Origin of the sequence: Burkholderia sp. HMSC10F09 (assembly GCF_001806955.1) — a bacterium.
Lineage (GTDB): Bacteria > Pseudomonadota > Gammaproteobacteria > Burkholderiales > Burkholderiaceae > Burkholderia > Burkholderia multivorans.
The window spans coordinates 1-24027 of record NZ_KV786680.1; the positions used below are offsets into that span (position 1 = coordinate 1).

Annotated in this window: 25 protein-coding genes and 3 tRNA genes; 12 read left to right on the forward strand and 16 right to left on the reverse strand. The window is 67.2% G+C overall.

The genetic code is table 11. The features are described from left to right. On the reverse strand, positions 1-1369 hold a 1369-nt coding region (locus tag HMPREF3115_RS12100; RefSeq protein WP_070554543.1), incomplete at its 3' end, for a chloride channel protein. Between the two features lie 169 nt (positions 1370-1538). Here HMPREF3115_RS12100 and waaC point away from each other — a divergent pair. After that, positions 1539-2531: a lipopolysaccharide heptosyltransferase I gene (gene waaC, locus HMPREF3115_RS12105; RefSeq protein WP_006400795.1), complete on the forward strand. Its 993-nt coding sequence runs from the start codon at positions 1539-1541 to the stop codon at positions 2529-2531. A gap of 24 nt (positions 2532-2555) precedes the next feature. Here waaC and HMPREF3115_RS12110 read toward each other — a convergent pair whose 3' ends face one another. The 9 genes from HMPREF3115_RS12110 to rph all read right to left on the reverse strand — a co-directional run bounded on the left by HMPREF3115_RS12110 (position 2556) and on the right by rph (position 8817). Further along, complete coding sequence (locus tag HMPREF3115_RS12110; protein WP_006400794.1) at positions 2556-2735, reverse strand: hypothetical protein; 180 nt, start codon at positions 2733-2735, stop codon at positions 2556-2558. 102 nt (positions 2736-2837) lie between these two features. Further along, complete coding sequence (locus HMPREF3115_RS12115; RefSeq protein WP_006409358.1) at positions 2838-4148, reverse strand: MFS transporter; 1311 nt, start codon at positions 4146-4148, stop codon at positions 2838-2840. 283 nt (positions 4149-4431) lie between these two features. Then, complete coding sequence (locus HMPREF3115_RS12120; protein WP_170933536.1) at positions 4432-4920, reverse strand: energy transducer TonB family protein; 489 nt, start codon at positions 4918-4920, stop codon at positions 4432-4434. Positions 4921-5054: 134 nt separating this feature from the next. Then, positions 5055-5348, reverse strand: coding sequence for a hypothetical protein (locus HMPREF3115_RS12125; RefSeq protein WP_070554545.1), 294 nt, complete (start codon positions 5346-5348; stop codon positions 5055-5057). Between the two features lie 161 nt (positions 5349-5509). Continuing rightward, positions 5510-5905, reverse strand: coding sequence for a hypothetical protein (locus HMPREF3115_RS12130; RefSeq protein ID WP_006400789.1), 396 nt, complete (start codon positions 5903-5905; stop codon positions 5510-5512). 172 nt (positions 5906-6077) lie between these two features. Next, positions 6078-6165, reverse strand: a tRNA-Ser gene (locus HMPREF3115_RS12135). Positions 6166-6208: 43 nt separating this feature from the next. Next, the gene (hemW, locus tag HMPREF3115_RS12140) at positions 6209-7423 is read right to left on the reverse strand and encodes a radical SAM family heme chaperone HemW (RefSeq protein ID WP_039225131.1); all 1215 of its coding nucleotides are present in this window, start codon (positions 7421-7423) and stop codon (positions 6209-6211) included. 34 nt (positions 7424-7457) lie between these two features. Next, complete coding sequence (gene rdgB / locus HMPREF3115_RS12145) at positions 7458-8084, reverse strand: RdgB/HAM1 family non-canonical purine NTP pyrophosphatase (protein ID WP_043279610.1); 627 nt, start codon at positions 8082-8084, stop codon at positions 7458-7460. Then, positions 8077-8817: a ribonuclease PH gene (gene rph / locus HMPREF3115_RS12150; protein ID WP_006400786.1), complete on the reverse strand. Its 741-nt coding sequence runs from the start codon at positions 8815-8817 to the stop codon at positions 8077-8079. Before rph ends, rdgB begins: the two co-directional genes overlap by 8 nt. A 174-nt stretch (positions 8818-8991) precedes the next feature. Here rph and HMPREF3115_RS12155 point away from each other — a divergent pair, with 174 nt between their 5' ends. The 4 genes from HMPREF3115_RS12155 (at position 8992) to HMPREF3115_RS12170 (ending at position 13298) form a co-directional block, all read left to right on the forward strand. Beyond that, positions 8992-9915: a YicC/YloC family endoribonuclease gene (locus HMPREF3115_RS12155; protein WP_006400785.1), complete on the forward strand. Its 924-nt coding sequence runs from the start codon at positions 8992-8994 to the stop codon at positions 9913-9915. A 7-nt stretch (positions 9916-9922) separates the two neighbouring features. Next, positions 9923-10606, forward strand: a complete 684-nt coding sequence (gmk, locus tag HMPREF3115_RS12160; RefSeq protein WP_006400784.1) for a guanylate kinase — start codon at positions 9923-9925, stop codon at positions 10604-10606. Positions 10607-10664: 58 nt separating this feature from the next. After that, entirely contained in the window at positions 10665-10868 is a 204-nt protein-coding gene (gene rpoZ, locus HMPREF3115_RS12165) for a DNA-directed RNA polymerase subunit omega (protein ID WP_006400783.1), read from the forward strand. Positions 10869-10931: 63 nt separating this feature from the next. Continuing rightward, positions 10932-13298: a RelA/SpoT family protein gene (locus tag HMPREF3115_RS12170; protein ID WP_006400782.1), complete on the forward strand. Its 2367-nt coding sequence runs from the start codon at positions 10932-10934 to the stop codon at positions 13296-13298. 139 nt (positions 13299-13437) lie between these two features. On the opposite strand, the gene HMPREF3115_RS12175 is transcribed toward HMPREF3115_RS12170, so the two are convergent. Continuing rightward, a tRNA-Arg gene (locus tag HMPREF3115_RS12175) sits at positions 13438-13514 on the reverse strand. A 59-nt stretch (positions 13515-13573) separates the two neighbouring features. After that, a tRNA-Arg gene (locus HMPREF3115_RS12180) sits at positions 13574-13650 on the reverse strand. 131 nt (positions 13651-13781) lie between these two features. Here HMPREF3115_RS12180 and greB point away from each other — a divergent pair. Continuing rightward, complete coding sequence (gene greB / locus HMPREF3115_RS12185; RefSeq protein ID WP_006400781.1) at positions 13782-14345, forward strand: transcription elongation factor GreB; 564 nt, start codon at positions 13782-13784, stop codon at positions 14343-14345. A 106-nt stretch (positions 14346-14451) separates the two neighbouring features. Here greB and HMPREF3115_RS12190 read toward each other — a convergent pair whose 3' ends face one another. Beyond that, positions 14452-15591 carry a porin gene (locus HMPREF3115_RS12190; RefSeq protein WP_012213920.1) on the reverse strand — a complete coding sequence of 380 codons (1140 nt, stop codon included), beginning with the start codon at positions 15589-15591 and terminating at the stop codon, positions 14452-14454. A 474-nt stretch (positions 15592-16065) separates the two neighbouring features. Further along, on the reverse strand, positions 16066-16332 hold the full coding sequence (locus HMPREF3115_RS12195; protein ID WP_006400779.1) for a hypothetical protein: 267 nt from the start codon (positions 16330-16332) through the stop codon (positions 16066-16068). A gap of 389 nt (positions 16333-16721) precedes the next feature. On the opposite strand from HMPREF3115_RS12195, the gene HMPREF3115_RS12200 reads away from it, so the two are divergent. Both HMPREF3115_RS12200 and HMPREF3115_RS12205 read left to right on the forward strand, forming a co-directional pair. Further along, positions 16722-16925, forward strand: a complete 204-nt coding sequence (locus HMPREF3115_RS12200; RefSeq protein ID WP_006400778.1) for a cold-shock protein — start codon at positions 16722-16724, stop codon at positions 16923-16925. Between the two features lie 118 nt (positions 16926-17043). Next, positions 17044-18171: an exonuclease domain-containing protein gene (locus HMPREF3115_RS12205; RefSeq protein ID WP_070554547.1), complete on the forward strand. Its 1128-nt coding sequence runs from the start codon at positions 17044-17046 to the stop codon at positions 18169-18171. A gap of 37 nt (positions 18172-18208) precedes the next feature. Here the strand turns inward: HMPREF3115_RS12205 and HMPREF3115_RS12210 are convergent, their stop codons facing one another. Both HMPREF3115_RS12210 and HMPREF3115_RS31590 read right to left on the reverse strand, forming a co-directional pair. Then, positions 18209-18799 carry a chorismate mutase gene (locus HMPREF3115_RS12210; RefSeq protein WP_006400776.1) on the reverse strand — a complete coding sequence of 197 codons (591 nt, stop codon included), beginning with the start codon at positions 18797-18799 and terminating at the stop codon, positions 18209-18211. A gap of 223 nt (positions 18800-19022) precedes the next feature. After that, positions 19023-19169: a hypothetical protein gene (locus HMPREF3115_RS31590; protein ID WP_009690993.1), complete on the reverse strand. Its 147-nt coding sequence runs from the start codon at positions 19167-19169 to the stop codon at positions 19023-19025. A gap of 198 nt (positions 19170-19367) precedes the next feature. On the opposite strand from HMPREF3115_RS31590, the gene HMPREF3115_RS12215 reads away from it, so the two are divergent. From HMPREF3115_RS12215 to HMPREF3115_RS12230, 4 genes are all read left to right on the forward strand, one after another. After that, positions 19368-19754 carry a DUF2946 domain-containing protein gene (locus HMPREF3115_RS12215; protein ID WP_070554549.1) on the forward strand — a complete coding sequence of 129 codons (387 nt, stop codon included), beginning with the start codon at positions 19368-19370 and terminating at the stop codon, positions 19752-19754. A 136-nt stretch (positions 19755-19890) separates the two neighbouring features. Then, complete coding sequence (locus tag HMPREF3115_RS12220) at positions 19891-22266, forward strand: TonB-dependent receptor (protein WP_070554550.1); 2376 nt, start codon at positions 19891-19893, stop codon at positions 22264-22266. Next, complete coding sequence (locus HMPREF3115_RS12225) at positions 22254-23513, forward strand: sialidase family protein (protein ID WP_070554552.1); 1260 nt, start codon at positions 22254-22256, stop codon at positions 23511-23513. The genes HMPREF3115_RS12220 and HMPREF3115_RS12225 overlap by 13 nt, the downstream gene beginning before the upstream one ends. Beyond that, a complete protein-coding gene (locus HMPREF3115_RS12230) occupies positions 23510-23995 on the forward strand; it encodes a TlpA family protein disulfide reductase (RefSeq protein ID WP_070554554.1) in 486 nt (161 codons plus the stop codon). Before HMPREF3115_RS12225 ends, HMPREF3115_RS12230 begins: the two co-directional genes overlap by 4 nt. Positions 23996-24027: the final 32 nt, after the last annotated feature.

Here is a 24027-nt window from a genome sequence, read left to right on the forward strand (position 1 = left end):
CATCCTGCGCGGCGACGACGTCGGTGGCCGCCGCTGCGGTCGGCGCCGGTTGCGCGGCGACGGGCGCCGGCGGCGCGAGGTAGCGCTCGGCGAGCGTCTCGTAGAGCGGCGGCGCGAAGAAGCGCGCGACGCGGCTCGAGACGAGCGCGGTCGCCATCAGCGAAATCACGAGCGCATGCCCGTTGATCATTTCCATCACGATCACGAACGACGTGATCGGCGACTGCGTGACGGCGGCGAGATAGCCGACCATCGCGAGCGCGATCAGCAACGGCAGCGGCATGTTGCCGAACACGAGGTGCAGCAGGTTGCCGAACCCCGCGCCGATCGACAGCGACGGCGCGAAGATCCCGCCCGGAATGCCGGGCAGATACGACGCGACCATCGACACCATCTTCATGAACGGATAGAAGACCGACAATTGCTCGTGGCCGTCGAGCAGCCCGCGCGCTTCGGCGTAGCCGCTGCCGAACGTCGTGCCGCCCGACACGAGGCCGACGACGGCGATCACGAACCCGCACAGCGCGGCGAACGCGACCGGCCGCCCGCGGTACAGGCCGAGCAGCCGCTCGGGCAGCCAGCGCGCGGTATTGAGCAGCAGCCAGCTGAACAGGCCGCCGGCGATGCCGGTCACGATCGCGGTGACGAGCACCGCGACCGCGAGCAGCTTCGGGAAATGCGCGCCGACGTCGATCGTGCCGAAATACGTGTAGTTGCCGTTCAGGCCCAGCGCGACGACGCCGGCGAGGATGATCGCCGTGATCAGCACGCCGCTCGCGCGCGCCGAGAAGCTGCGCGTCAGTTCCTCGATCGCGAACACGATCCCCGCGAGCGGCGTGTTGAACGCGGCCGACAGGCCGGCGGCCGCGCCGGCGAGCACGAGCTGGCGTTCGATCTGCGCGTTCGAGCGCGGATACAGGCGCCGCAGATTGAACATCAGCGCCGCGCCGACCTGCACGGTCGGCCCTTCGCGGCCGATTGTGAAGCCGCCGAGGATGCCGAGAAACGAAATCAGGATCTTGCCGAACAGGATGCGCAGCGTCAGCAGCCGCGAGCCGAATGCACTCGGCTGCGCGTGCAGCGTCGCGATTACCTGCGGAATGCCGCTGCCTTCGGCGCCGCGGAAGAACCGGCGCGTGGTCCACACGGAGGCGGCCGCGATCGCGGGCGTCAGCACGAGCGGCAGCCACACGGCATGGGCGCGCATCGTGCGGAACGTCTCGTAGCCCCAGTCGATCAGCCGCGCATAGAGCACCGCAATGAGGCCGACGGCGATTGCGCCGAGCCAGAACACGCCGTACTGGCGCCAGATCCGCAGCGAGCGGCGGGTGAGGGCGGGAAACAGGGTGGGAAGCGCGGGGCGTGGCATCGGCGGGGCCGGGCGGGCAAAATTCGATTATAAAAAGAACGCCGCCGGTGCGCCTTTCGACGAGCTTTTACTCTCGCGACGCATTTTGTTGCAAGTGTAGTGAAATCGTAATATTTGCGCGCGCCAATCCTCTTTAGTATGCCGAAATGGCCGGCTCTTCCCCGCAAACGTGAACCGCATCCTCATCGTAAAAGTGACGTCGCTCGGCGATGTCGTCCAGACGCTGCCCGTCGTCGCGGACATCCATCGCGCGTTTCCCGGCGTGACGGTCGATTGGGCCGTCGACGAATCGTGCGCGGAAGTCGTGCGCTGGCATCCCGGCGTCAGCACGGTGCTGTGTGCGCCGCTGCGGCGGTTCAAGAAGCTGCGCAACGCCGGCGATCTGAAGGCGATCACCGCCTCGATCGGCGCGCTGCGCGCGCATCGCTACGACGCGGTAATCGACCTGCACGGCGTGTACAAGAGCGCGATCATCGCGGCGCTCGCGCGTGCGGCGCGCCGCGTCGGCTATCAGACGCAGGATCTCGGCGAAACGGGCGCGCGCTTCGCGTACTCGCATCGCTTCGGCCCGCGGCCGGCGTGCGACGCATGGCACGGGATGCGCGTGAGCGCCGGCGAGGCGCTCGGTTACGTGCCGGAGGGCGCAGCGACATACGGCATCGTCGCGCCGCAGCATGCGGATCTGCCGCCTGCCGTGACGAGCGGCGCGCCGTTCATGCTGCTGTTCCACGCGACGTCGAATCCCGACAAGAAATGGCCGGCCGACCGCTGGGCCGCGCTCGCGACGCGAATGATGGCGCGCGGCCTGCGCGTGCTGCTGCCGTGGGGCTCGGCCGCCGAGCATGACGACGCGCAGGACATCGCCGCCAGGGCGCCTGGCGCGATCGTGCTGCCCGCGATGTCGGTGCGCGCGCTCGGCGCGGCGATCGGCCGGGCGGCGCTCGTCGTCGGCGTCGATACGGGATTCGTCCATATGGCGCACGCGCTCGGGCGGCCGACCGTGATGATCTTCGTCGCGACGTCGCGTCATCACTGCGGGATCGGTGGTGCGCCGCATGCGTTGTCGATCGGCGAGCAGGGTGTGATGCCGACCGTCGACGATGCGCTCCGTGCGATCGATACGGTCGGGCCCGCATACGGCGCATTCGCGCGCGCGAGCTGACGCGCGCGGCGCGCGGCCGTCGCGCTACGCAAGCAGCGCTTCGACGGTGACGACCGCGGCGATCGCCGCGAGGTTCGCGAGCAGCGCCTCGAACACGAGGCCGCGCCAGGTTTTCGGCCGGAAGCGCAGCGCGAGCAGCAGCGCGCCGCCCAGCGCGAGCGCGAGGATCAGGACGAGGTCGGCGTTGCCGAGACGGACGCTCATGGGCGCGGCTCCTTCAGGGACGGATGGGGCGCGCGCGGCGGCGCCCTCGGATCCGAGTATAAGGAGCGCCCGGCGCCGTGCAACCCGGGTCGTCCCGGAGCGTCAGACGAGCGACGTGTCGCGCGTCTCGCGCATCAGCAGCACGCCGATCAGGCTGATCGCGGCCGCGACGGACACGTAGCCGCCGACCCACGACAGCCCGCCGCGCGCGGCCAGCAGCTGCGCGATGTACGGCGCGATCGACGCGCCGAGAATCCCGCCGAGGTTGTACGCGACGCCGGCACCCGTGTAGCGGACGTTGGTCGGGAACAGCTCGGGCAGCAGCGCGCCCATCGGCGCGAACGTGACGCCCATCAGGAACAGCTCGATCGTCAGGAACAGCGCGACGAGCGGCATCGACCCGCTGCCGAGCAGCGGCGCCATCGCGAAGCCCGACAGCAACGCGGCGATCGACCCGACGACGAGCACCGGCTTGCGGCCGAACCGGTCGGATGCCCACGCGGACAGCGGCGTCGCGAGCCCCATGAACACGACGGCAAAGCACAGCAGCCCGAGGAAGCTCTGGCGCGGAATGTGCAGCGCCGACACGCCGTACGACAGCGAGAACACCGTCGAGATATAGAACAGCGTGTAGCAGACGACCATCGCGAGCGCGCCGAGCAGCGTCGGCTGCCAGTGCTGCGACACGAGCGTCGCGACCGGCACGCGCACGCGCTCCTGACGGTCGACGGCGGCCTGAAACGCCGGCGTCTCGGCGATCTTGAGCCGCACATAGAGGCCGAGCGCGACGAGCACCGCGCTGACGAGGAACGGAATGCGCCAGCCCCAACTGCGAAACTGCGCGTCGGAGAGCGACAGCGCGAGCGCGAAGAACAGCCCGTTCGACATCAGGAAGCCGACCGACGGGCCGAGCTGCGGGAACATGCCGAACCAGCCGCGCTTGCCCTGCGGCGCATGTTCGGTCGCGAGCAGCGCTGCGCCGCCCCATTCGCCGCCGAGGCCGATGCCCTGGCCGAAGCGCAGCACGCAGAGCAGCACGGGCGCGAGCGTGCCGATCGCGTCGTAGCCGGGCACGAAGCCGATCGCGGTCGTCGACAGACCCATCACGAGCAGCGAGGCGACGAGCGTCGATTTGCGCCCGATGCGGTCGCCGAAGTGGCCGAACAGGAACGAGCCGATCGGTCGCGCGATGAACGCGATGCCGAACGTGACGAAGGCGGACAGCGCCTGCGCGGTCGCCGAGCCGTGCGGGAAAAACACGGGGCCGATCACGAGCGCGGCGGCCGTCGCGTAGACGTAGAAATCGTAGAACTCGATCGCGGTGCCGATGAAGCTCGCGAACACGATGCGCCGGTGGCTGACGGCGCCGGCCGAACCGGTTGCATGTGCAACGGCCGGTGGGGATGCGGACATGGATGTCTCCGTTTTGTCGTTGGGGCGGGCTGCGCGCGTTCGGTCGGACGAAGGCCCGCCGGCGCGGCCGAGCGATGGATGCGGGGAGGGCGTCGCGCGTCGCCGCGCGGACGTCGTCCGCCGGTCGAGGATGGAGACGGATAGTCGCCGCCGCCCGGTGCCGGCGTGGTCGGCCCGCCTACCGGGTGCGGCGCGCGGGCGGCGCGCAGCGTGATGGCCGCGCGAGTGTGCGGAAAATTATAGCGATCGCGGCCGCGCGCCGGCAATTGCGACCGGCGGCGGTTCAGTCGAGCGACTGCGCCTGAGCGGAGGCCGTGCTCTGCAACTGGAAGTGACCGTCGTCGTTGAACAGCCAGCCTTCCATCAGTTCGAGCCGGCCGTCGCCGTCGAGCAGCCGCGACGGCGGCGCGGGCAGCGGCGCCGAGCGGCGCAGCGAGGCGAGCGCGAGCGCTTCGGCTTCGCTGTCGCCGTTGCTGCGATAGACGGACGCGTTGACGAGCCGGCCGCCGCGATCGACGGTGAACGCGACGACGACGAGCGAACGCAGCATCGCCTGCGGCGTGCCGCGCAGCAGGCCCGACGGATTGCGTTCGGCCACGCGCCGCGCGATCTCGATGCGGTACTGATCGAGGCTCGCGGAACGGATGACGGGTGAAACGACTGCGCTCGTGTGCGACGGCGGAGGCGTGATGGTGCACGCGGCGAGCATCGCGACGGCGGCGAGCGCGACGACGCGCAGCCGGTCGACGATCGGAACGGATAGGGGACGCATGGCAGGGCAGCCGAGGTGACGATAGAAAAATGATAGACGCGCGCACGCCGCGCGATATGGGGAGAAACGCATAGCCCGCGAGGCGCAATACGCACGCGGCAGATGATGGAGCGGGCGCGCGCCGTGCGCGGACGTCAGTACCCGTGCGTGACGAGCGACAGGACCGACAAGTCGGGATGCGTGCCGTCGATGATGCTCTTGCCGACGTGCACGGCCTCGTGCACGGCTTCGTCGACGCTCGCGAAGCTCTCCTCGCCGTCCGCATGAAACGGCACCGCATGGCCGGGCAGCGCGGGATTCGCGCCCGGATGGCAGACGTAGCCCGTGTACGTGTAGCGCATCGCGTTGCCGGGCGCCGTGCCGGGCACGACGTGGATCTCGAAACCTTCGTAATCGACGTGATCGGTCGGGGTCGACAGCTCGGTCATGGCGGTCTCCGTATGCGGCGCGCACGGATCGCGCGCGCGGCGTCGAGTGCGTGGCGGATCGTGTCGCCGTGCTGATCCGAATTTTAGGCGATCGCCGCGCGGGCGGCGGCGACATCCGCGCTGCCGTGGTCGCCGCGCTCAGGCATGCGCGCGCGATCGGATCACGGCTTGCAGCGCGCGTCCTTTCTCTGTACGTCGATGATCACGGGATAGGTCCTGCCGTGGTCGAGCTCGACCGGCGCGACGACCGTCAGCATCGTCGGATCCGAATCGTCGTACACGCTGACGCGCTCGTTGCGCAGATAGGTGACGCCCGTGCAGTTCGACGCGCGTCCATCGTCGGACACCTTGCACTGCAGCTCGTTTTCCTTCAGATAGTTGTACGGCGTCGGGCTCGCGAGATATTCGCGCAGGCTGCCGGGCGCGCCGCCGACGCCCGTCACGGACGCGATCGCGCACGATGCGCTCTGCGTGTCGCCGGCGGCGGTATCCGCGGCCGCCTGCGCGCTGACGACGGCCAGCACGGCGGCGAGCGACGAGAGGAGAAAGGGCTTCATGACGGGTTTCCCGTTTCGCGAATCGGAGCGCGGAATTGTAGCGGCATCCGGCGCGACGCGCGTCGGCGCGGCCGTCGCGCGGCACGTGCAAGGCGGCTGCCGCATCGCGGCATCGCCGCGTCGGCCGCACAAACGAAAAACGGGCCGAGCGGCCCGTTTTCCATTCAAGCGTTGGCGGAAGCGGTGAGATTCGAACTCACGGACGGTTGCCCGTCGCTGGTTTTCAAGACCAGTGCCTTAAACCACTCGGCCACGCTTCCATGCGAGGCGGCATTGTAACCGAAATGCCGCACCGTTTTGCCGTCAATCGTCGCGCAGGAACAGTTCCTGCAGATCGTTCAGGAAACGCTGGCCGAGCGGCGTCGGCGCGATCCGCGTGAAGTCGCGCGTGATGAGTCCGCGCCGTTCCGCCTCCTGCAGCGCCGGCTCGATCGTGCTGATCGGCAGCCCCGTGCGCTCGACGAAGCTGTGCACCGGAAAGCCTTCGACGAGCCGCAGCGTGTTCAGCATGAACTCGAACGGCAGGTCGCGTGCGCCGACTTCGCGCTCCTCCTGCACCGGCGTGCCGGCCAGCGCCTGTTCGATGAAGGTCGCCGGATGCTTGTAGCGCGCCTGCCGCAGGATCCGGTTCGGAAACGACAGCTTCGTATGCGCGCCCGCGCCGATCCCGAGGTAATCGCCGAAGCGCCAGTAGTTCAGATTGTGCTTGCAGCGATGATTCGGCTTCGCATACGCGGACACTTCATACCGTTCGTAGCCGGCTTCCGCGGTGCGCGCATGAATCCATTCCTGCATGTCGGCCGACGCGTCGTCGTCGGGCACCGCCGGCGGAAATTTCGCGAACAGCGTGTTCGGCTCCAGCGTCAGGTGGTACAGCGACAGATGCGGCGGCGCGAACGACAGTGCGGTCTCGATGTCGGCGCGGCATTCGTCGAACGTCTGGTTCGGCAGCGCGAACATCAGGTCGAGGTTGAAGTTGTCGAACGTCTTCGCGGCGATCTCGACGGCGGCGCGCGCTTGCGCGGTGTCGTGGATGCGGCCGAGCGCCTTCAGGTGCGCTTCGTTGAAGCTCTGGATGCCGACCGACAGCCGGTTCACGCCGCTCGCGCGAAACTGCGCGAACTTCGCGGCTTCGAACGTGCCGGGATTCGCCTCGAGCGTGATCTCGGCGTCCGCGTCGAGCGGCAGCAATGCGCGCACGTCCGACAGCAGCCGGTCGAGGCCGGCCGCCGACAGCAGGCTCGGCGTGCCGCCGCCGATGAACACCGTATGCACCTGCCGGCCCCACACGAGCGGCAGCGCGTGCTCGAGATCCGCGCGCAGCGCATCGAGATACTCGGTTTCCGGGAAGCGCTCGCCTTTCCATTCATGCGAGTTGAAATCGCAGTACGGGCACTTGCGCACGCACCACGGGAAATGCACGTATAGCGCGAGCGGCGGCAGCGACGTGAGCCGCACCTGTCCGGGCGACGTGAACGTCGCGACCACGCGTGCGCCGGTTTCGGCGGCCTGACTCATGCGGCCTCCCGCACACGACTGACGTCGACGCGCGTCATGCTTCCTCCGCGAGTCGCGCGAGCAGCGCCTTCAGCGCGCGCGCCCGATGGCTGTGCGTATTCTTCACGGCCGGTTCGAGTTCGGCGGCCGTCGCGCCGAGCGAGGGCAGATAGAAATACGGGTCGTAGCCGAATCCGTGTTCGCCGCGCGGCGTGTCGACGATTTCGCCTTCCCAGCGGCCTTCGGCGAACAGCGGTTCGGGATCGTCCGCATGGCGCACGAGTGCCAGCACGCAGCAGTAGTACGCGCGGCGGTCGTCGATGCCGCGCAGTTGCTCGACCAGATAGGCGTTGTTCGCCGCGTCGCCCTTCTCGCGGCCCGCACGCTGCGCGTAGCGCGCCGAATAGACGCCGGGCGCGCCGCGCAGCGCGCGTACGCAGAGCCCCGAATCGTCGGCGATCGCCGGCAGCCCGGTGAGCTGCGATGCGTGGCGCGCTTTCGTCAGCGCGTTTTCGATGAAGGTGCGAAACGGCTCCTCGGCTTCCGGCACGGCGAGCTCGCCTTGCGGCACGATTTCGATGCCGACCGTCGAGAACAGCGCGGCGAACTCGCGCAGCTTGCCGGGATTGTTCGACGCGAGCACGATGCGCGCGAGCGGGGCGGCCATGCGATGCTCAGACATGGCGCAGGCCCAGCACGTCCTTCTGCAGCTGCACGAGCGTGCCGATTCCGCTTTGCGCGAGATCGAGCAGCGCGTCCATCTCGGCGCGCGAGAACGGCACGCCTTCGGCGGTGCCCTGGACTTCGACGAAGCCGCCCGCGCCCGTCATCACGACGTTCATGTCGGTGTCGCAGCGCGAGTCTTCCGCGTAGTCGAGGTCGAGCACCGGCGTGCCTTCGTACACGCCGACCGAAATCGCGGCGACATGATCGACGATCGGCGAGCGTTCGAGCTTGCCCGCTGCAAGCAGCGTCGACACCGCATCGTGCGCGGCGACGAAGGCGCCGGTGATGCTCGCGGTGCGCGTGCCGCCGTCGGCCTGGATCACGTCGCAGTCGAGGTGGATCGTGCGCGGGCCGAGCGCTTCGAGGTCGAACACGGCGCGCAGCGCGCGACCGATCAGGCGCTGAATTTCCTGCGTGCGGCCCGTTTGCTTGCCGCGCGCGGCCTCGCGATCGCTGCGCGTGTGCGTCGCGCGCGGCAGCATCCCGTATTCGGCGGTGAGCCAGCCCTGTCCGCGCTCGCGCAGGAATTCGGGCACGCGCTCGGCGACGCTCGCCGTGCAGATCACCTTCGTGTCGCCGAATTCGACGAGCACGGAGCCTTCCGCGTGCTTCGTGTAGTGGCGGGTGAGCGCGACCTTGCGCAGTTCGTCTGCGCGGCGGCCGCTCGGGCGGGAAAGGGAGGACGTCATGAGCGAATCGTGAGGAGGAAGAGGAAACCCCGATTTTAGCGCCGAACGGCGGGCTTGCCCGGCGGGGTCGTCCGCAAAAATGGGATAATGCGCGCTTCCCGCCCCGCGCTTCGGAACGCGCCGGGCGCCTCGACATATCCTGCCCGCAAGGGCACCCAGACGGCGAGACGAACCATGATTTACAGCATGACGGGCTACGCGAGCGCGACGCGCGAACTCGCGGCGGCCACCGGCAATGGCGGCGCCAGCGTGTCGGTCGAACTGCGCACCGTGAACTCGCGCTTCCTCGACCTGAACTTCCGCATGCCGGACGACGTGCGCGCGTGCGAACCCGCGCTGCGCGAGATGCTGATGAACAAGCTGTCGCGCGGCAAGGTCGACGTGCGCATCAACCTGCAGCGCGGCGAGCAGAGCATCGGCGCCGGCGCGCTGAATCAAACGGCGCTCGGCCAGCTCGCCGATCTCGAGCGCTCGGTGCTCGACGCGTTTCCCGGCGTCGGCCGGCTGCGCGCGGGTGAAATCCTGCGCTGGCCCGGCGTGCTCGCCGAGAGCGGCGTGTCGGCCGACGCGATCCGCGATGCGGTGCTCGCCTGCGGCAAGGAAGCGATCGGCGAACTGGTCGTCGTGCGCTCGCGCGAAGGCGCGCAGCTCGCGACGATGCTGCTGTCGAACGTCGCCGAGATGGAGGCGATCGTCGCGCGCATCACGCCGCTCGTGCCGGAGCTGATCGCGAAGCATCAGCAGAAGATCGTCGAGCGGCTGCAGGAAGCGCTCGGCATCGCGGCGCCGGAAGGCAGCGCGCCGATCGTGTCGCGCGAAGAGGCCGCGGAACGCATTCGTCAGGAAGTGACGATGTACGGGATCCGGATCGACATCGCGGAAGAGCTGTCGCGACTCACCGCGCACCTGAACGAAACGCGTCACGTGATCGAGAAGGGCGGCCGTGTCGGCAAGCGTCTCGACTTCATGATGCAGGAACTGAATCGCGAAGCGAACACGCTCGGCTCGAAAGCAGCGGCGAAGGAACTCGCCGACGCGTCGATGGCGCTGAAGCTGCTGATCGAGCAGATGCGCGAGCAAGTGCAAAACCTGGAGTAAAAGCAAGATGACCGAATCCACCCGCGACGGCCACGCGTCGCATTCACTGCACGGCGGCGTTTATCCCGGCAACCTGTTCATGGTCGTCGCGCCGTCGGGCGCCGGCAAGTCGACGCTCGTGAATGCGCTGCTGTCGAAGGACAGCGACATCCGCCTGTCGATCTCGTACACGACGCGCAAGCCGCGCCCGGGCGAGCAGGACGGCCAGCACTATCATTTCACGACGGTCGAGGATTTCCGCGCGCGGCACGCGGCGCACGAATTCCTCGAAAGCGCGGAAGTGCACGGCAACTACTACGGCACGTCGCGTGTCTGGATCGAAGAGCAGATGAAGAGCGGCCACGACGTGCTGCTCGAGATCGACTGGCAGGGCGCGCAGCAGGTGAAGAAGCAGTTCCGCAACGCGGTCGGCATCTTCATTCTGCCGCCGTCGCTCGACGCGCTCGAAGAGCGGCTGAAAAAGCGCGGGCAGGACGAGCCGAACGTGATCACGCGACGCCTGCTCGCGGCGGGCAGCGAGATGGCGCACGCGTCCGAAGCCGAGTACGTCGTGATCAACGAGAACTTCGATCGTGCGCTCGCGGAGCTCGAATGCATCGTCGCGGCGACGCGTCTGCGCTTTGCGTCGCAGTACGCGCGTCACACGGAGCTGTTCATCGAACTCGGTATCCATCTGCCCCACGCGGAATGACGCGGGGCATGAGGGACATAAGGTAGAATAAGGACTATATTCAGAAGGAATTACCAACATGGCTCGCATTACTGTCGAAGACTGCCTGAAGCAAATCCCGAACCGCTTCGAACTGGCGCTCGCCGCCACCTATCGCGCGCGGCAGCTCGCGCAAGGCCATACGCCGAAGATCGAAAGCCGCGACAAGCCGACCGTCGTCGCGCTGCGCGAGATCGCGGCCGGCCAGGTCGGCCTCGAGATGTTGAAGAAGGTGCCGGTGTAACGCGCACCCGGCCCGTTTCAGCCATGTAATTCACGCGCGCAACGACTCGACCAGGAGGCGAATATGAGCACCACCCCATCGTCCGCCTCCGCGGATGCGATCACCGAAGACACGGTCCGGTCGCCAGCGCGCCAGTACATCGACGCGGTTCTCGAACAGTCCTTCCGGCATCTGTTCGGGCCGACCGCCACTCCGGAGCAGCCGCGCAAGCACGGCGTCGTTTCGATTGCGAATCTGACGGCCGCGCTTGCCGAGTATCTCGGTCCGGACGAAATCAAAGAGGTGAAGGCGGCGTTCCATTTCAGCGACGAAGCCCACCTCGGTCAATATCGCCAGAGCGGCGAACCCTACATCACCCATCCTGTCGCCGTCGCCGAAATCTGTGCGGGCTGGAAGCTCGACGCGCAGGCGATCATGGCGGCGCTGCTGCACGACGTGATGGAAGACCAGGGCGTCACGAAGAGCGAGCTCGCCGAGCGCTTCGGCCCGAAGGTCGCCGAGCTCGTCGACGGCCTGTCGAAACTCGACAAGATGGAATTCCGCAGTCGCGAGGAAGCGCAGGCGGAAAACTTCCGCAAGATGCTGCTCGCGATGGCGCGCGACGTGCGCGTGATCCTCGTGAAGCTCGCCGACCGCCTGCACAATATGCGCACGCTCGGCGCGGTGCCGATGGAAAAGCGTCGCCGCGTCGCGCGCGAAACGCTCGACATCTATGCGCCGATCGCGCACCGGCTCGGCTTGAACAACACGTATCGCGAGCTGCAGGACATGAGCTTCGCGAACTTCAATCCGCATCGCTACGCGACGCTCGAGAAGGCCGTGAAGGCCGCGCGCGGCAATCGCCGCGAAGTGATCGGCAAAATTCTCGAGGCCGCGCAGCGCGCGATGGCCGACGCGAAGCTCGACGCCGAGATCACCGGGCGCGAAAAGACGATCTACAGCATCTACCGCAAGATGCGCGACAAGCAGCTGTCGTTCTCGCAGGTGCTCGACGTGTACGGCTTTCGCGTCGTCGTCGACAGCCCGCTCGACTGCTACACGTGCATCGGCGCGCTGCATGCGCTCTACAAGCCCGTACCCGGCAAGTTCAAGGACTACATCGCAATCCCGAAGATCAACGGCTATCAGTCGCTGCACACGACGCTCGTCGGGCCGTTCGGCGCGCCGATCGAATTCCAGGTGCGCACGCGCAAGATGCACGAGATCGCGGAAGCCGGCGTGGCCGCGCACTGGCTCTACAAGAACGGCGGCGCGGATCTGAACGACGTGCAGAAACGCGCGCATCAGTGGCTGAAATCGCTGCTCGACATCCAGAGCGAAGCCGGCGATTCGAGCGAATTCCTCGAGCACGTGAAGATCGACCTGTTCCCCGACGCGGTCTACGTGTTCACGCCGAAGTCGAAGATCATGGCGCTGCCGCGCGGCGCGACCGCGCTCGACTTCGCGTATTCGATCCACAGCGATCTGGGCAACCAGTGCGTCGCCGTGAAGATCAACAACGAACTGCTGCCGCTGCGCACCGAGCTGAAGAGCGGCGACATCGTCGAGGTCATTACCGCGCCGTATTCGAAGCCGAACCCGGCGTGGCTCGGCTTCGTGCGCACCGGCAAGGCGCGTTCGGCGATTCGTCACTATCTGAAGACGATGCGGCTGAACGAGTCGGTGCAGCTCGGCGAGCGGCTCGTCGACCAGAGCCTGAAGGGCTACGGCCTATCGCTGGCCGACGTCGCGCCCGAGGTGTGGGAAAAGCTCGTGCAGTGGACGGGCAACAAGAGTCGTCAGGAAATCTTCGCCGACATCGGCCTCGGCCGCCGCGTCGCGGCGGTGATGGCCAAGCGCATCGAGGTGCTGATGAGCGGCCGCGACGCGGACGACGATCTGCCGAAGGGCGAGCGCCACGTCGTGCAGCACGCGCCGCCGGTCGTGATCACCGGCACGGAAGGGATGTCGGTACAGTTGTCCGCGTGCTGCCGGCCAATCCCGGGCGACGCGATCATGGGCTATATCGGCATCGGCCTCGGGATGGCGATCCATACGACCGACTGCCGCGTGGCGCAGCGCATCCATCGTCGCGATCCGGGGCGCTGGATCGACGTCGAATGGGCGCCGCAGCCGGGCCGGCTGTTCGACGTCGCGGTGAAGGCGCTCGTGAAGAACACGAAGGGCATCTTCGCGCGCGTGGCGGCCGACATCACGTCGGCCGACGCGAACATCGTGCACATCGCGATGGACGAGGATCTCACGCACGAATCGACGGTGCTGCGCTTCGTGATCCAGGTCAGCGACCGCGTGCATCTGGCAAACGTGATGCGCCGCGTGCGCACGAATCCGGACGTCATGCGCATCATGCGCGAGCGCTCGACCGACGACGGCACGCATGCGCGCCACGACGGCGGAATGCGCATCGAGCGCGAGCGGCAGGATTACTGACTTGGGATGAATCGAATGACGAAACGGCGGCCGCGGGCCGCCGTTTTTGTACGTGGGTTCGACAGGGAGGGGAGGCGCCACGCGCGCGGAACGAGCGGACAAGAAAAAAGGGCCTTCCCGAAGGAAGGCCCTGATGAGGTGGCGCGGCTGGCAGGATTCGAACCCACGACCCCTTGGTTCGTAGCCAAGTACTCTATCCAACTGAGCTACAGCCGCACGCAAAGCGGTACTACTTCAACTGTCGGAGCCTTCTGCGATGGGAAGGCCCCCGAAAATGGCGCGGCTGGCAGGATTCGAACCCACGACCCCTTGGTTCGTAGCCAAGTACTCTATCCAACTGAGCTACAGCCGCACGCAGAAGAGGGATTATAGCAGGGTTATATAAAAAGGGAAGCCTTATTCGCAAATTGAGGGGCGCGACCGCGCTGCGACGCCCTTCGTGTACCCTTGACGCATCTGTCAACCGCAATTCGAATCTGCATCATGAACAAGGCGTTTGTCAAAGAGTCCGACGGCGACGACGACGATCTCGACCAGGCCCAGACCGCCATTCCGGCGGGCGCGAAGAACTACATCACGCCCGCCGGCCACAAGCGGCTGAAGGACGAGCTGCTGAACCTGATCGACGTCGAGCGGCCGGAAGTCGTGCGGCTCGTGTCGTGGGCCGCATCGAACGGCGATCGCTCGGAGAACGGCGACTACATCTACGGCAAGCGGCGGCTGCGCGAGATCGACCGCCGTATCCGTTTCCTCACCAAGCGGCTCGATCTCGCCGAAGTCGTCGACGCCAGCCGGCAGGAAAACGTCGATCAGGTGTTCTTCGGGGCGACCGTCGATTACGCGACGCCGGACGGCGAAGAACACACGATCACGATCGTCGGCATCGACGAGGTCGATCTGGATCGCGGCTGCGTGAGCTGGATCTCGCCGGTCGCACGCGCATTGATCAAGGCGCGGATCGGCGACACCGTCACGCTGATGACGCCGGCCGGCCCGCAGCCGATCGACGTGCTCGACGTCCGCTATCCGGCGCGCGGCGACGCGTAGGCGTGTAGACGCATAGAGGCGACCGCACACCGCCGCAACGACGAAGCGCCCCGATCGGGGCGCTTCGTCATTCGAATGCCGGCCGGCGAGCCGCACGACGCGTCGCTCAGAAGCGGTGGCGCATGCCGGCCGTCACCGCGATCTGCTTGTTGGTCGACGACGCGACGCCGAGGCCGTTGATGTTCGCGCCGACCGCGAGGCCGTCCCCGTTCACGCGCTGGTATTCGCCCTGCAGATACAGGTCGGTGCGCTTCGACAGCGCGTAGTCGGCCTGCAGGTTGAACTGGTGCCAGCTCGGCTTCTGTCCTTCCATGCGGCCGTCGGTGTACGTATAGGAGCCTGCGAGCGAGAACGCCGGCGTCAATGCATAGCGCGCGTTCAGTTCGTAGTTGTTGAAGCGCGTGTCGCCCGTCAGCGGGATGCCGCCCGACACGCCCGATTGCCCGGCGCTGATGCCGGCCGAATCGGTGAGGCGCGTCTGCGTGAACACGAAGCCCGCGGTTGCCGGGCCGAACGCGTAGTTGAGGCCGGCGCCCCAGGTGCGCTGCCGGCTCGCCGCGAACGTCCAGTCGCCGGCCACCGCGCCGGGATCGCTAGCCGCGAGCGCGAGCGAGTTGATGTTGTTGTTCAGCTGCATGTAGGCGGCGGCGACGTTGAAGCCCATGAAGCTGTACGACGCGCCCACGCTGTACGCGCGGTTGTTCGAGAAATCGGTCGAATTCGAGAAGCCGTAGAGCGCGCCGAACTTCAGTCCGCCGAAGTCCGCGCTTTGATACTTGACCGCGTTGCTGATCCGGAACGAGTTGTTCAGGTTGTCGTTGTCGAACGGGTGCGCGAACTGCGTGCCGCCGTACTGCGTGCCCGTCAGCGACAGCGGGCCGAGGAAGTCGACGACGCTGTCGTACTGGCGACCGAGCGTCAGCGAGCCGAACCCGCTATGCGCGAGGCCGACGAATGCCTGGCGGCCGAATTCGCGGCCGTTCTGCTTCAGCGTGCCGTTGTTGATCCCGAAGCCGTTCTCAAGCGTGAAGATCGCCTTCAATCCGCCGCCGAGGTCCTCGGTGCCGCGCAGCCCCCAGCGGCTGCCGTTGATCGAGCCGCTCGTTTCCTGCCATGCGCTGTGGCCGCCCTGGTTGTTCGTATACGTGATGCCGGCGTCGATCAGGCCGTAGAGCGTGACGCTGCTTTGCGCGTGCGCGGCCGCGCACGCGCCGGACAGGGCGGCGAAGATCAGGGTCTTTTTCATGGAATGCTGTCTCCAGACACGATGATGTCGATCGGACCTGTTGCCGGGCGCGACGGAGTCGGGCGGCATCGTCGGAAATCCACTTGAAGTGTAAGGAGCGTGCCGCAAGCGGACGAAAACCGCTTCCGGCAATACTGTATTTTGAATTTGGAAATGATCGGCGTGGATTGAAAACCCTATTTCGATCAAGGGGTTACAATCGTCGATGGGTCGAAGCGCGGCGCGCGCCCGCTGTGCGTTGCGCGACGGCGACACGCGCCCTCTAGCCGCCCGCGGCCGCTATAGCGCGATTATTGACACATCGGCAATAGAGGTTTGTGCGGGCTATGGCTAATGTAAGGATGTTATCTCGCTATACTGCGGTTTCTGCTTTCCGAAGCAGACTTTTTCGTTGACGGAAAAGATCTCCAAACCTTTGTCGGCGCGACTTCCCAGTCGCGCTTTTTTTTTGCCCGTTTGGTCCGTCGGTTGCCCTTACTGCCCGTATGAGCGCCGTTTGCGCTTGCCCGCGGGGGGCGTGTCGTCGGTGTCCGCCTGCGGCGGCGTGTACGTCCAGTCTTCCATCACGTAGTGGCGCGCATCCAGCGGGGACGCCAGAAGGTTCTGCCAGTGATCGCCGTGCCACGTCGGGTCGAACTCGGTGTCGCACGGCGCAGTACGGGACGTTTCAGCCAGCGCGCGGGACTTGCGGCGCACGCGCGCGAGCCGACTCGCGAAGCGCTTGATTCCGTCCAGCCACATGACCCTCTCCTCAAACTGCGTTGTCTCAGGATCGCAACATCCGGCGCGTCGTGCAACCGTAAAAACCCCGACGATTTACCGACGGGATACGTCCCCGGTAGGATTTTCACTATCCGATTAATAATGGATCCGATCCCGGTAATATTGACAGGGTTTCTGATGCGAATCAATTAATCATCAGTGATGCGGTACCGATTCCGTCTGTATTCGTTTTCGCGTAAAGCGAACGTTAAAAATTTTCTTGACGCGCCCGGATTGTCCCATTTATAAAGTGAGCACTCCGTCCTCGGGCGTAGTGCCCGGTACCGGTGCCGGCGCCCGATCGCGGGATTTCGGGAATCAGCTATAACGTAGCGATTTTTTTATCAAATTGAGTGGGGAACGAAGGTATGGATACCGGTATCGTGAAATGGTTTAACGATGCTAAAGGTTTCGGCTTTATTACGTCCGACAATGGCGGCGAAGATTTGTTTGCGCACTTTTCCGAAATCCGGATGGACGGTTTCAAGACGCTGAAGGAAAACCAGCGCGTTTCGTTCGACGTGAAGGTCGGGCCGAAGGGCAAGCAGGCTGCGAACATCCAGGCGCTCTGACGCGCCGCGCATGGCCGATCAAGCAGGCCCCCGCAATGGCGGGGGCTTTTTGCATCTGGGCGGCGAATCGCGCCGCGCGTGGTGCATACTCACGGCAGCACCGCTTTTCCGTCCTTTCATGTCCGATTCCTGCCCGTCCGATCCCGCCAGCGAACAGCCGCTCGTCTTCGTCGACCTTGAAACCACCGGCGGCACGCCCGCCGAGCACCGGATTACCGAAATCGGCGTCGTCGAAATCGGGCCGCTCGGCGTGTCGACCTGGACGACGCTCGTCAATCCCGGGCAGCCGATTCCGCCGTTCATCCAGCAATTGACCGGCATCTCCGATGCGATGGTGCGCGACGCGCCGTCGTTCGCCGAGCTCGCGCCGGCGCTGTTCGAGCGCCTCGACGGCAAGCTGTTCGTAGCGCACAACGCGAGCTTCGACCGCGGCTTCCTGCGCGCGGAGTTCGAACGGGCCGGCTTCGCGTTCAATCCGGACGTGCTCTGCACGGTACGCCTGTCGCGCGCGCTCTTTCCGCGCGAATCGCGGCATGGCCTCGACGCGCTGATCGCACGGCACGGCCTCGTGCCGGCCGCGCGGCACCGCGCGCTCGCGGACGCCGATCTGCTATGGCAATTCTGGCGACACCTGCACGATGTCGTGCCGCGCGAGCGGCTGCGCGACCAGATCGCGCGGACGACGCGCCGGTTCCGGCTCGCGGGCGAGGTGACCGAAGCGCTGCTCGACACGGCGCCGGTGGGCTGCGGCGCGTATGCATTGTTCGGCGAGGAAGACCAGCCGCTCTACGTCGGCCGCAGCGTGCGCGTGCGGCAGCGGCTGCGCGCGCTGCTGACCGGCGAGCGGCGTTCGTCGAAAGAGATGCGGATCGCCCAGCAGGTGCGGCGCGTCGAATGGCGGGAAACCGGCAACGAGCTCGGCGCGATGCTCGTCGAAGCGCAGTGGATCGCGCGGTTGCGGCCGTCGTACAACCGCCGCCCGGTTGCCGAGGCGGTGCGTGCGGGCAGCGCGCCCTGGCCGTTCAACGGCGCCGTCGCGTTCGAGGCGCACGGCGAGCGGCGGCTCTTTCATGTGATCGACGGCTGGTGCTACCTCGGCGGTGCCGAATCGCTCGATGCGGCCGCGCGTCTCGCTGCGGACGCCGCGGGCAGCGCGTTCGAACCGTTCACGCACCGTCTGCTGCAGACCCACCTCGCGCGCGGTCTGCAATTGATTCCGCTCGCTGCGGCGACGTCGGCCGCCTGAGCGGCGGGCGCGAGGCCCGCCTCGGCACGCGCCGGTATCAGCCGATCGCGCTCGCGCCGCCGCCCGCGCACACGTGCGACAGCGCCGTATCGAGCGCGGGTGTCCGGCTCGCATCGTAGCGCGTGAGCGCCTTCCAGTTCGCGATGCTGCGCGCGAGACGCGCCTGGCAGTCGGGCGCATCGCGCAGCGGCGCGACCTGCGCGAGACCGGCCAGCATTTTCTGTGTCAGCCGGTCGAGCGCCGGACGCGTGCTGGTCGCGAGATCGGGCGGCGTGCCTTCGGGCGGCCGCGTCGCCCGCCATGTCGCGAACAGCGCGTTCTGCACTTCCTTGCTCGCGGCGATCTGGTCCTCGAAGAACGTGCGCGCGAACGACGGATCGAGGCCCGCCTGCGCCGCGCGCTGTTCGACGGCCGCGAGCAGCGCGGCCTCGCGCGGACGATCCTCGATCGGCTGACGATTCGCCCATTTCCAGCGCGCGACCGGCTCGGCGAGCGCGAGACGCTGCGACGCGAGCGCGACGAGGTTGGTGAGCGCGGTATCGTCACCGTCCGCGCGAACGGGCGACGACGAAAAGAGGGCGAGACCGAGCGCGGCGGCAACGGCGCTGACACGAAAGGCTTGCTTCATCGGAATGATCGGAGGGGCGGGGTAGGCCCGAGGTGGAAAACCAGAAGGATAGACGAACGCGGCCGCGCGGCGTGGCGACGCAGCGGAAGAATCAGCGGGCGAGCCGATCCGGCACCGTCAGGCCGTTGCAGCCCGGGTGCGAAGAAAACTGCGCAACAGACGCAGCGATGAACCGCACGATGACGACGATCGACACGTGTCGGTTACAGAGCGGAACGGTCGTTCACTTCGGCGAGTACAGCTTGTGCTGCTCGTCGAAGAACGCCCGCACATGCTCGGGCAATTCGGCGAGGAATTCCACGCCGACGGGTTCCGGATCCGGGCTCATCACTTGCTCGGGCGGCGGCATGCGGGTCGGTCTTTCATCCATGGTCATTTCTCCAACGGGTTCAACGATTATCAACCTCGTGCTCGGATTTGTGCCAGAGACGAATCGTTAGATTTTGTCTCTGTTGTATTAACGGCACATGCGCTGCAGCACGCGCTCTGATGCCCGCTATTGCCGTCTGCAGAATCGGCAACAGTCGGGCCGCTTGTTATACTTGCGCGCACTTTTTCCTGGACCGCGATGAAACGAACGACGCGATGGATCGGCCTGGTTTGGCTGGCGCTGGTACTGAACGTACTGTCGCCCGTCATCGGCTATGCGCGCGTCGCGAGCGGCTCCGGCCCGCTGACGCTCGAATTGTGCAGTGCGGCGGGCGCACGCCATGTCGCGCTCGCGCAGGCGGACGACGATCGCGCCGCGTCGTCGTTCGATCACGCCGGCGTGCCGCACTGCGTGTACTGTCCCGGCTTTGCGGCGAACCTCGCGCTCGGCGCGAGCATGCCGCCGCTGCCCGGCTTCGTGCGGGCCTTCGCGTACCGCGCCGTCGCGCCCGTCGCCGCGGACGTCAGACGCACGGGCCTGCGTCTCGCGCAACCGCGCGCTCCCCCTGAAAACACCGCGATCTGATTGACGTCGTCCGTGCGCCGCTGCGGCGCACGGTCCGCCGCCCGCGGCCGATGCCGCGCGCCGCGCGCTTGCTGCACGGCGCGCCGGCGTCCGCATCTGCACGGCGGTATCCGGTTACGTTTTCAGGACACCCTCCATGTTGCTCATCCTTGCCGCGCGACCGACGCGCGGCCGGCTCGCGCTGGCGTGCGCGGCCGCTTTTGCCTTGCCCGGCGCATATGCGGCATCGTCCGACAGCGCGCCGACCGATCCGATCCGCGATCCGGCGAATCGCTCCGCGCGGGCCGCCGTGCCCGCGGCTTCCGCGGCTTCGGCTGCTTCCGCCGCTGCCGCCGATCCGGCCGGCGACACGCTGAGTGCCGTCAGCGTGACGGCCCAGCGCCAGCCGCTCGATCCCGATACGCCGGCCGTCGTCGAATCGATGACGCGCGAGCGCATCGACACGCATACCAACGTCACCACCGAGGATGCGCTGAAGTACGCACCGAACCTGATGGTGCGCAAGCGCTATATCGGCGACCGCAACAGCGTGTTCGCGGGCCGCGACTTCAACGAGCTGCAGAGCGCGCGCGGCCTCGTGTACGCGGACGGCCTGCTGTTGTCGAACCTGCTCGGTTCGAGCTATGCGTATCCGCCGCGCTGGTCGCTGATCGCGCCCGACGACATCGCGCGCGTCGACGTGCTGTACGGCCCGTTTTCGGCGCTGTATCCGGGCAATGCGATCGGCTCGACGGTGCTGCTCACCACGCGGCGGCCGGACAAGCTCGAGGCGTCGCTGTCGACGCAATTCTTCACGCAGCGCTATCGCGACGGCTACGGATTCGCCGACAGCTTCGGCGGCAATCATCAGACTGCGCGAATCGCGAACCGCATCGGCCGCTTCTGGTTCTCGCTGTCGCTCGACCGGCTCGAGAACGACGGTCAGCCGATGCAGTACGCGAGCCCGAACGCGAGCTACAACGCGAAACTCGGCCGCGCGGTGCCCGTCACGGGCGCCGCAACCGACATCGGGCCGAACGGCAAGGCGCGCACGATCGTCGGCGCGCAATCGCTCGAGCGCACCGAGCAGATCAACGAAACCGTGCGGATGGGCTATGCGTTCACCGACCGCGTCGACGCGACGCTGACGCTCGGGCACTGGGAGAACCACTACCGCCAGCACGGCGACACGTTTCTGCGCGACGCGGCCGGCCAGCCGGTCTACGGCGGCAACGTGTCGGTCGGCGGGCAGAGCATGACGATTGCGCCCGGCGCATTCGCGCCGCAGCGCGGCGACCAGGAGAACTGGCTGTACGCGTTCGGGCTCAACGGCCGGCTCGCCTCGGGCTGGCGGCTGTCGGGCATCGTGTCGGCGTACGACGTGTCGCGCGACGTGCTGCGCGCCGCGTCTACCGCGCAGGGCGGGGCGGGCACGCTGTTCCAGGGCGACGGCACCGGCTGGCGCACGCTCGACCTGAAGGCCGAAGCGCCCGAGGTGCACGGCCATGCGTTCACGTTCGGCTATCACTACGACAACTATTTCCTGCGCAACGTGACGTACAACACGGCCGACTGGCTGAACGGTCCGGTCACGTCGCTCGCCAGCGTCTATCGCGGCGATACGCGCACGCAGGCGCTCTACGCGCAGGACGCATGGCGCTTCGCGCCGGGCTGGCTCGCGACGCTCGGGCTGCGCTACGAGCGCTGGGACGCCTACGGCGGCGCGCTCGGCAACGCGAGCGGCACGTTCGGCTATGCGGATCGCAGCGCCAACGCGCTGTCGCCGAAAGTTGCGCTGCAATGGGATGCGACCGACGTGTGGCGCTTCCGGCTGTCGTTCGCGACCGGCACACGTTTTCCGACGGTCGGCGAGCTGTTCCAGGGCACGATCTCGAATAACGCGATCGTCAACAACAATCCGAGCCTGCGCCCCGAAAAGGCGATCGACTGGGACTTCACCGCCGAGCGCGACGTCGGCGTCGGCGTCGTGCGCGCGAGCGTGTTCCAGAGCGATGTGCGCGATTCGATCTACAGCCAGACGACGGTCGCCGGCGCCTCGACGGTCACCAACATCTCGAACGTCGACCGCGTGCGCGTGCGCGGCGTCGAACTCGCGTTCAGCGGCGAAAACGTCGGGCTCAAGGGACTCGCGATCGACGCGAACGTATCGGCGAGCAACGCGCAGATTCTCGCCGATGCCGCCAACCCCGCGTACGTCGGCTCGCGCTTTCCGCGCATTCCGCGGATGCGCGCGAATCTGCTGGCGTCGTATCGCTTCGACGAGCACTGGCTCGCGAGCGTCGGCGTGCGCTATTCGGGCCGGCAGTTCAACACGCTCGACAACAGCGACGTGAATCCCGACGTTTATGGCGGCACGAGCGCGTTTACGGTCGTCGACGTGAAGGCGCGCTATCGCTTCGATCGTCACTGGACCGCATCGGTCGGCATCGACAACCTGACGGACCGCCGCTACTACGTGTTCCACCCGTATCCGGGTCGCACTTTCTATGGAGAACTGAAATGGTCGCTGTGAAATCGATCGTCGCCGGCTGCGCGCTGTGGCTCGCGGCGCTGTCGTCGGCCGGCGCACACGATGCGCCGGCGCCCGCCGATTCGCATGCCGCGCACATGAGCATGTCGGGCGCGCCCGCGCAGCAGAAGGCGCCGCTCGCGACCGGCGCCGCGTTCGACGCGCAGCATCGGCTGTGGGTCGCGTGGGTCGAAGGCGCGCATGTCGTCGTCGCGCACTCCGACGACGCGGGCCGCACCTTGTCCGCGCCGGTCGTCGTCAATGCGATGCCGGAGCCGATCTACACGAGTGCGGAGAATCGCCCGAAGGTCGCGACGAGCCCGGACGGGCGCGCGGTCTATGTGTCGTGGTCGATGCCGCTCGATGCGCCGTACACCGGCATGGTCCGCTTCTCGCGTTCGCTCGACGGCGGCGCGACCTGGAGCGTGCCGACGACCGTGCATCGCGATCGGCAGGCGATCACGCACCGCTTCGACATGATGGCCGTCGATCGGGCCGGCAATATCGCGATCGCGTGGATCGACAAGCGCGACCTCGTCGCCGCCAAGGCCGCGGGGCGCAGCTACGATGGCGCGGCCGTTTACTACGCGGTGTCGCGCGACGGCGGCGCATCGTTCGAGCCCGAGCGCAAGGTGACCGATCACACGTGCGAGTGTTGCCGGATCGCAATGACGGTCGATCCGGCCGGCCGCATCCAGGCGGCATGGCGCAACGTGTTTCCGGGGCAGATCCGCGACCATGCGCTCGCGGTGCTGCCGGTATCGGCGTCGGAGCCCGTCGTGCCGCTGCGCGCGACGTTCTCGAACTGGCATGTCGAAGCGTGTCCGGAGCACGGGCCCGCGCTCGCGATCACGCCGGACGGCACGCGCCATCTCGCCTGGTTCGGCGTCGTCGACGGCCGCGCCGACGTGTTCTATTCGCGCATCGGCGCGGACGGCCAGCCGCGCGGCGCGCCGTGGGCCTTCGGCGCGAATCCGGCGGCTCCGGTCGAGCAGGCGTCGCATCCGGCACTCGTATCGCACGGCGATGTCGTGTGGCTCGCGTGGAAGGCGTTCGACGGCGATGCGATGCAGATCAAGCTGCGCCGGTCCGACGATCGCGGCGAACACTGGTCGGCGCCGCGCGTGATCGCCTCGACGTCGGGTGCGAGCGACAACCCGCAACTGCTCGACGATGCGGGCCGCATCTATCTGTCGTGGCGCACGCGCAACGACGGTTACCGGCTGATCGCGGTGGAGGACGGGCAATGAAGCGGCTGATCGCATCGATGATGCTCGTGCTGGCGAGCGTACCTGCATGGGCGGCCGCCGCGCTGCAGCCGTTGCGCGCGACCGAGGTCGCGACGCTGTACGCCGGCGCGCACGAACGTCCGCTCGCGGTCGAGATCTGGTCGCTCGATTGCGGCTACTGCCGCGAGAACGCCGCGCATCTCGTCGCGTGGCAGCGTCGTCATCCGGACGTGCGTGTCGCGATGATCGCGATGGATGCGTACGACGACAATCGCGCGGCGCTCGAACAGGCGCTCGCGCAGATGAACCTGCCGCCGCAGATCGCGCAGTATGCGAATGCGGAGCCGATGCCCGAGCGTCTGCGCGCGGCGCTCGATGCGGGATGGCGAGGCGAGATGCCGCGCACCGTGTGGATCGCGCGCGACGGCGCGCGCGAGGCGCGCAGCGGGTTGCTCAGCGACGACGTGCTCGACGGCTGGCTGCAGCGCGCGAAGCGGCGCTGAAACGGAACGCGGCGCGCGGCGAAGGGGCCGCG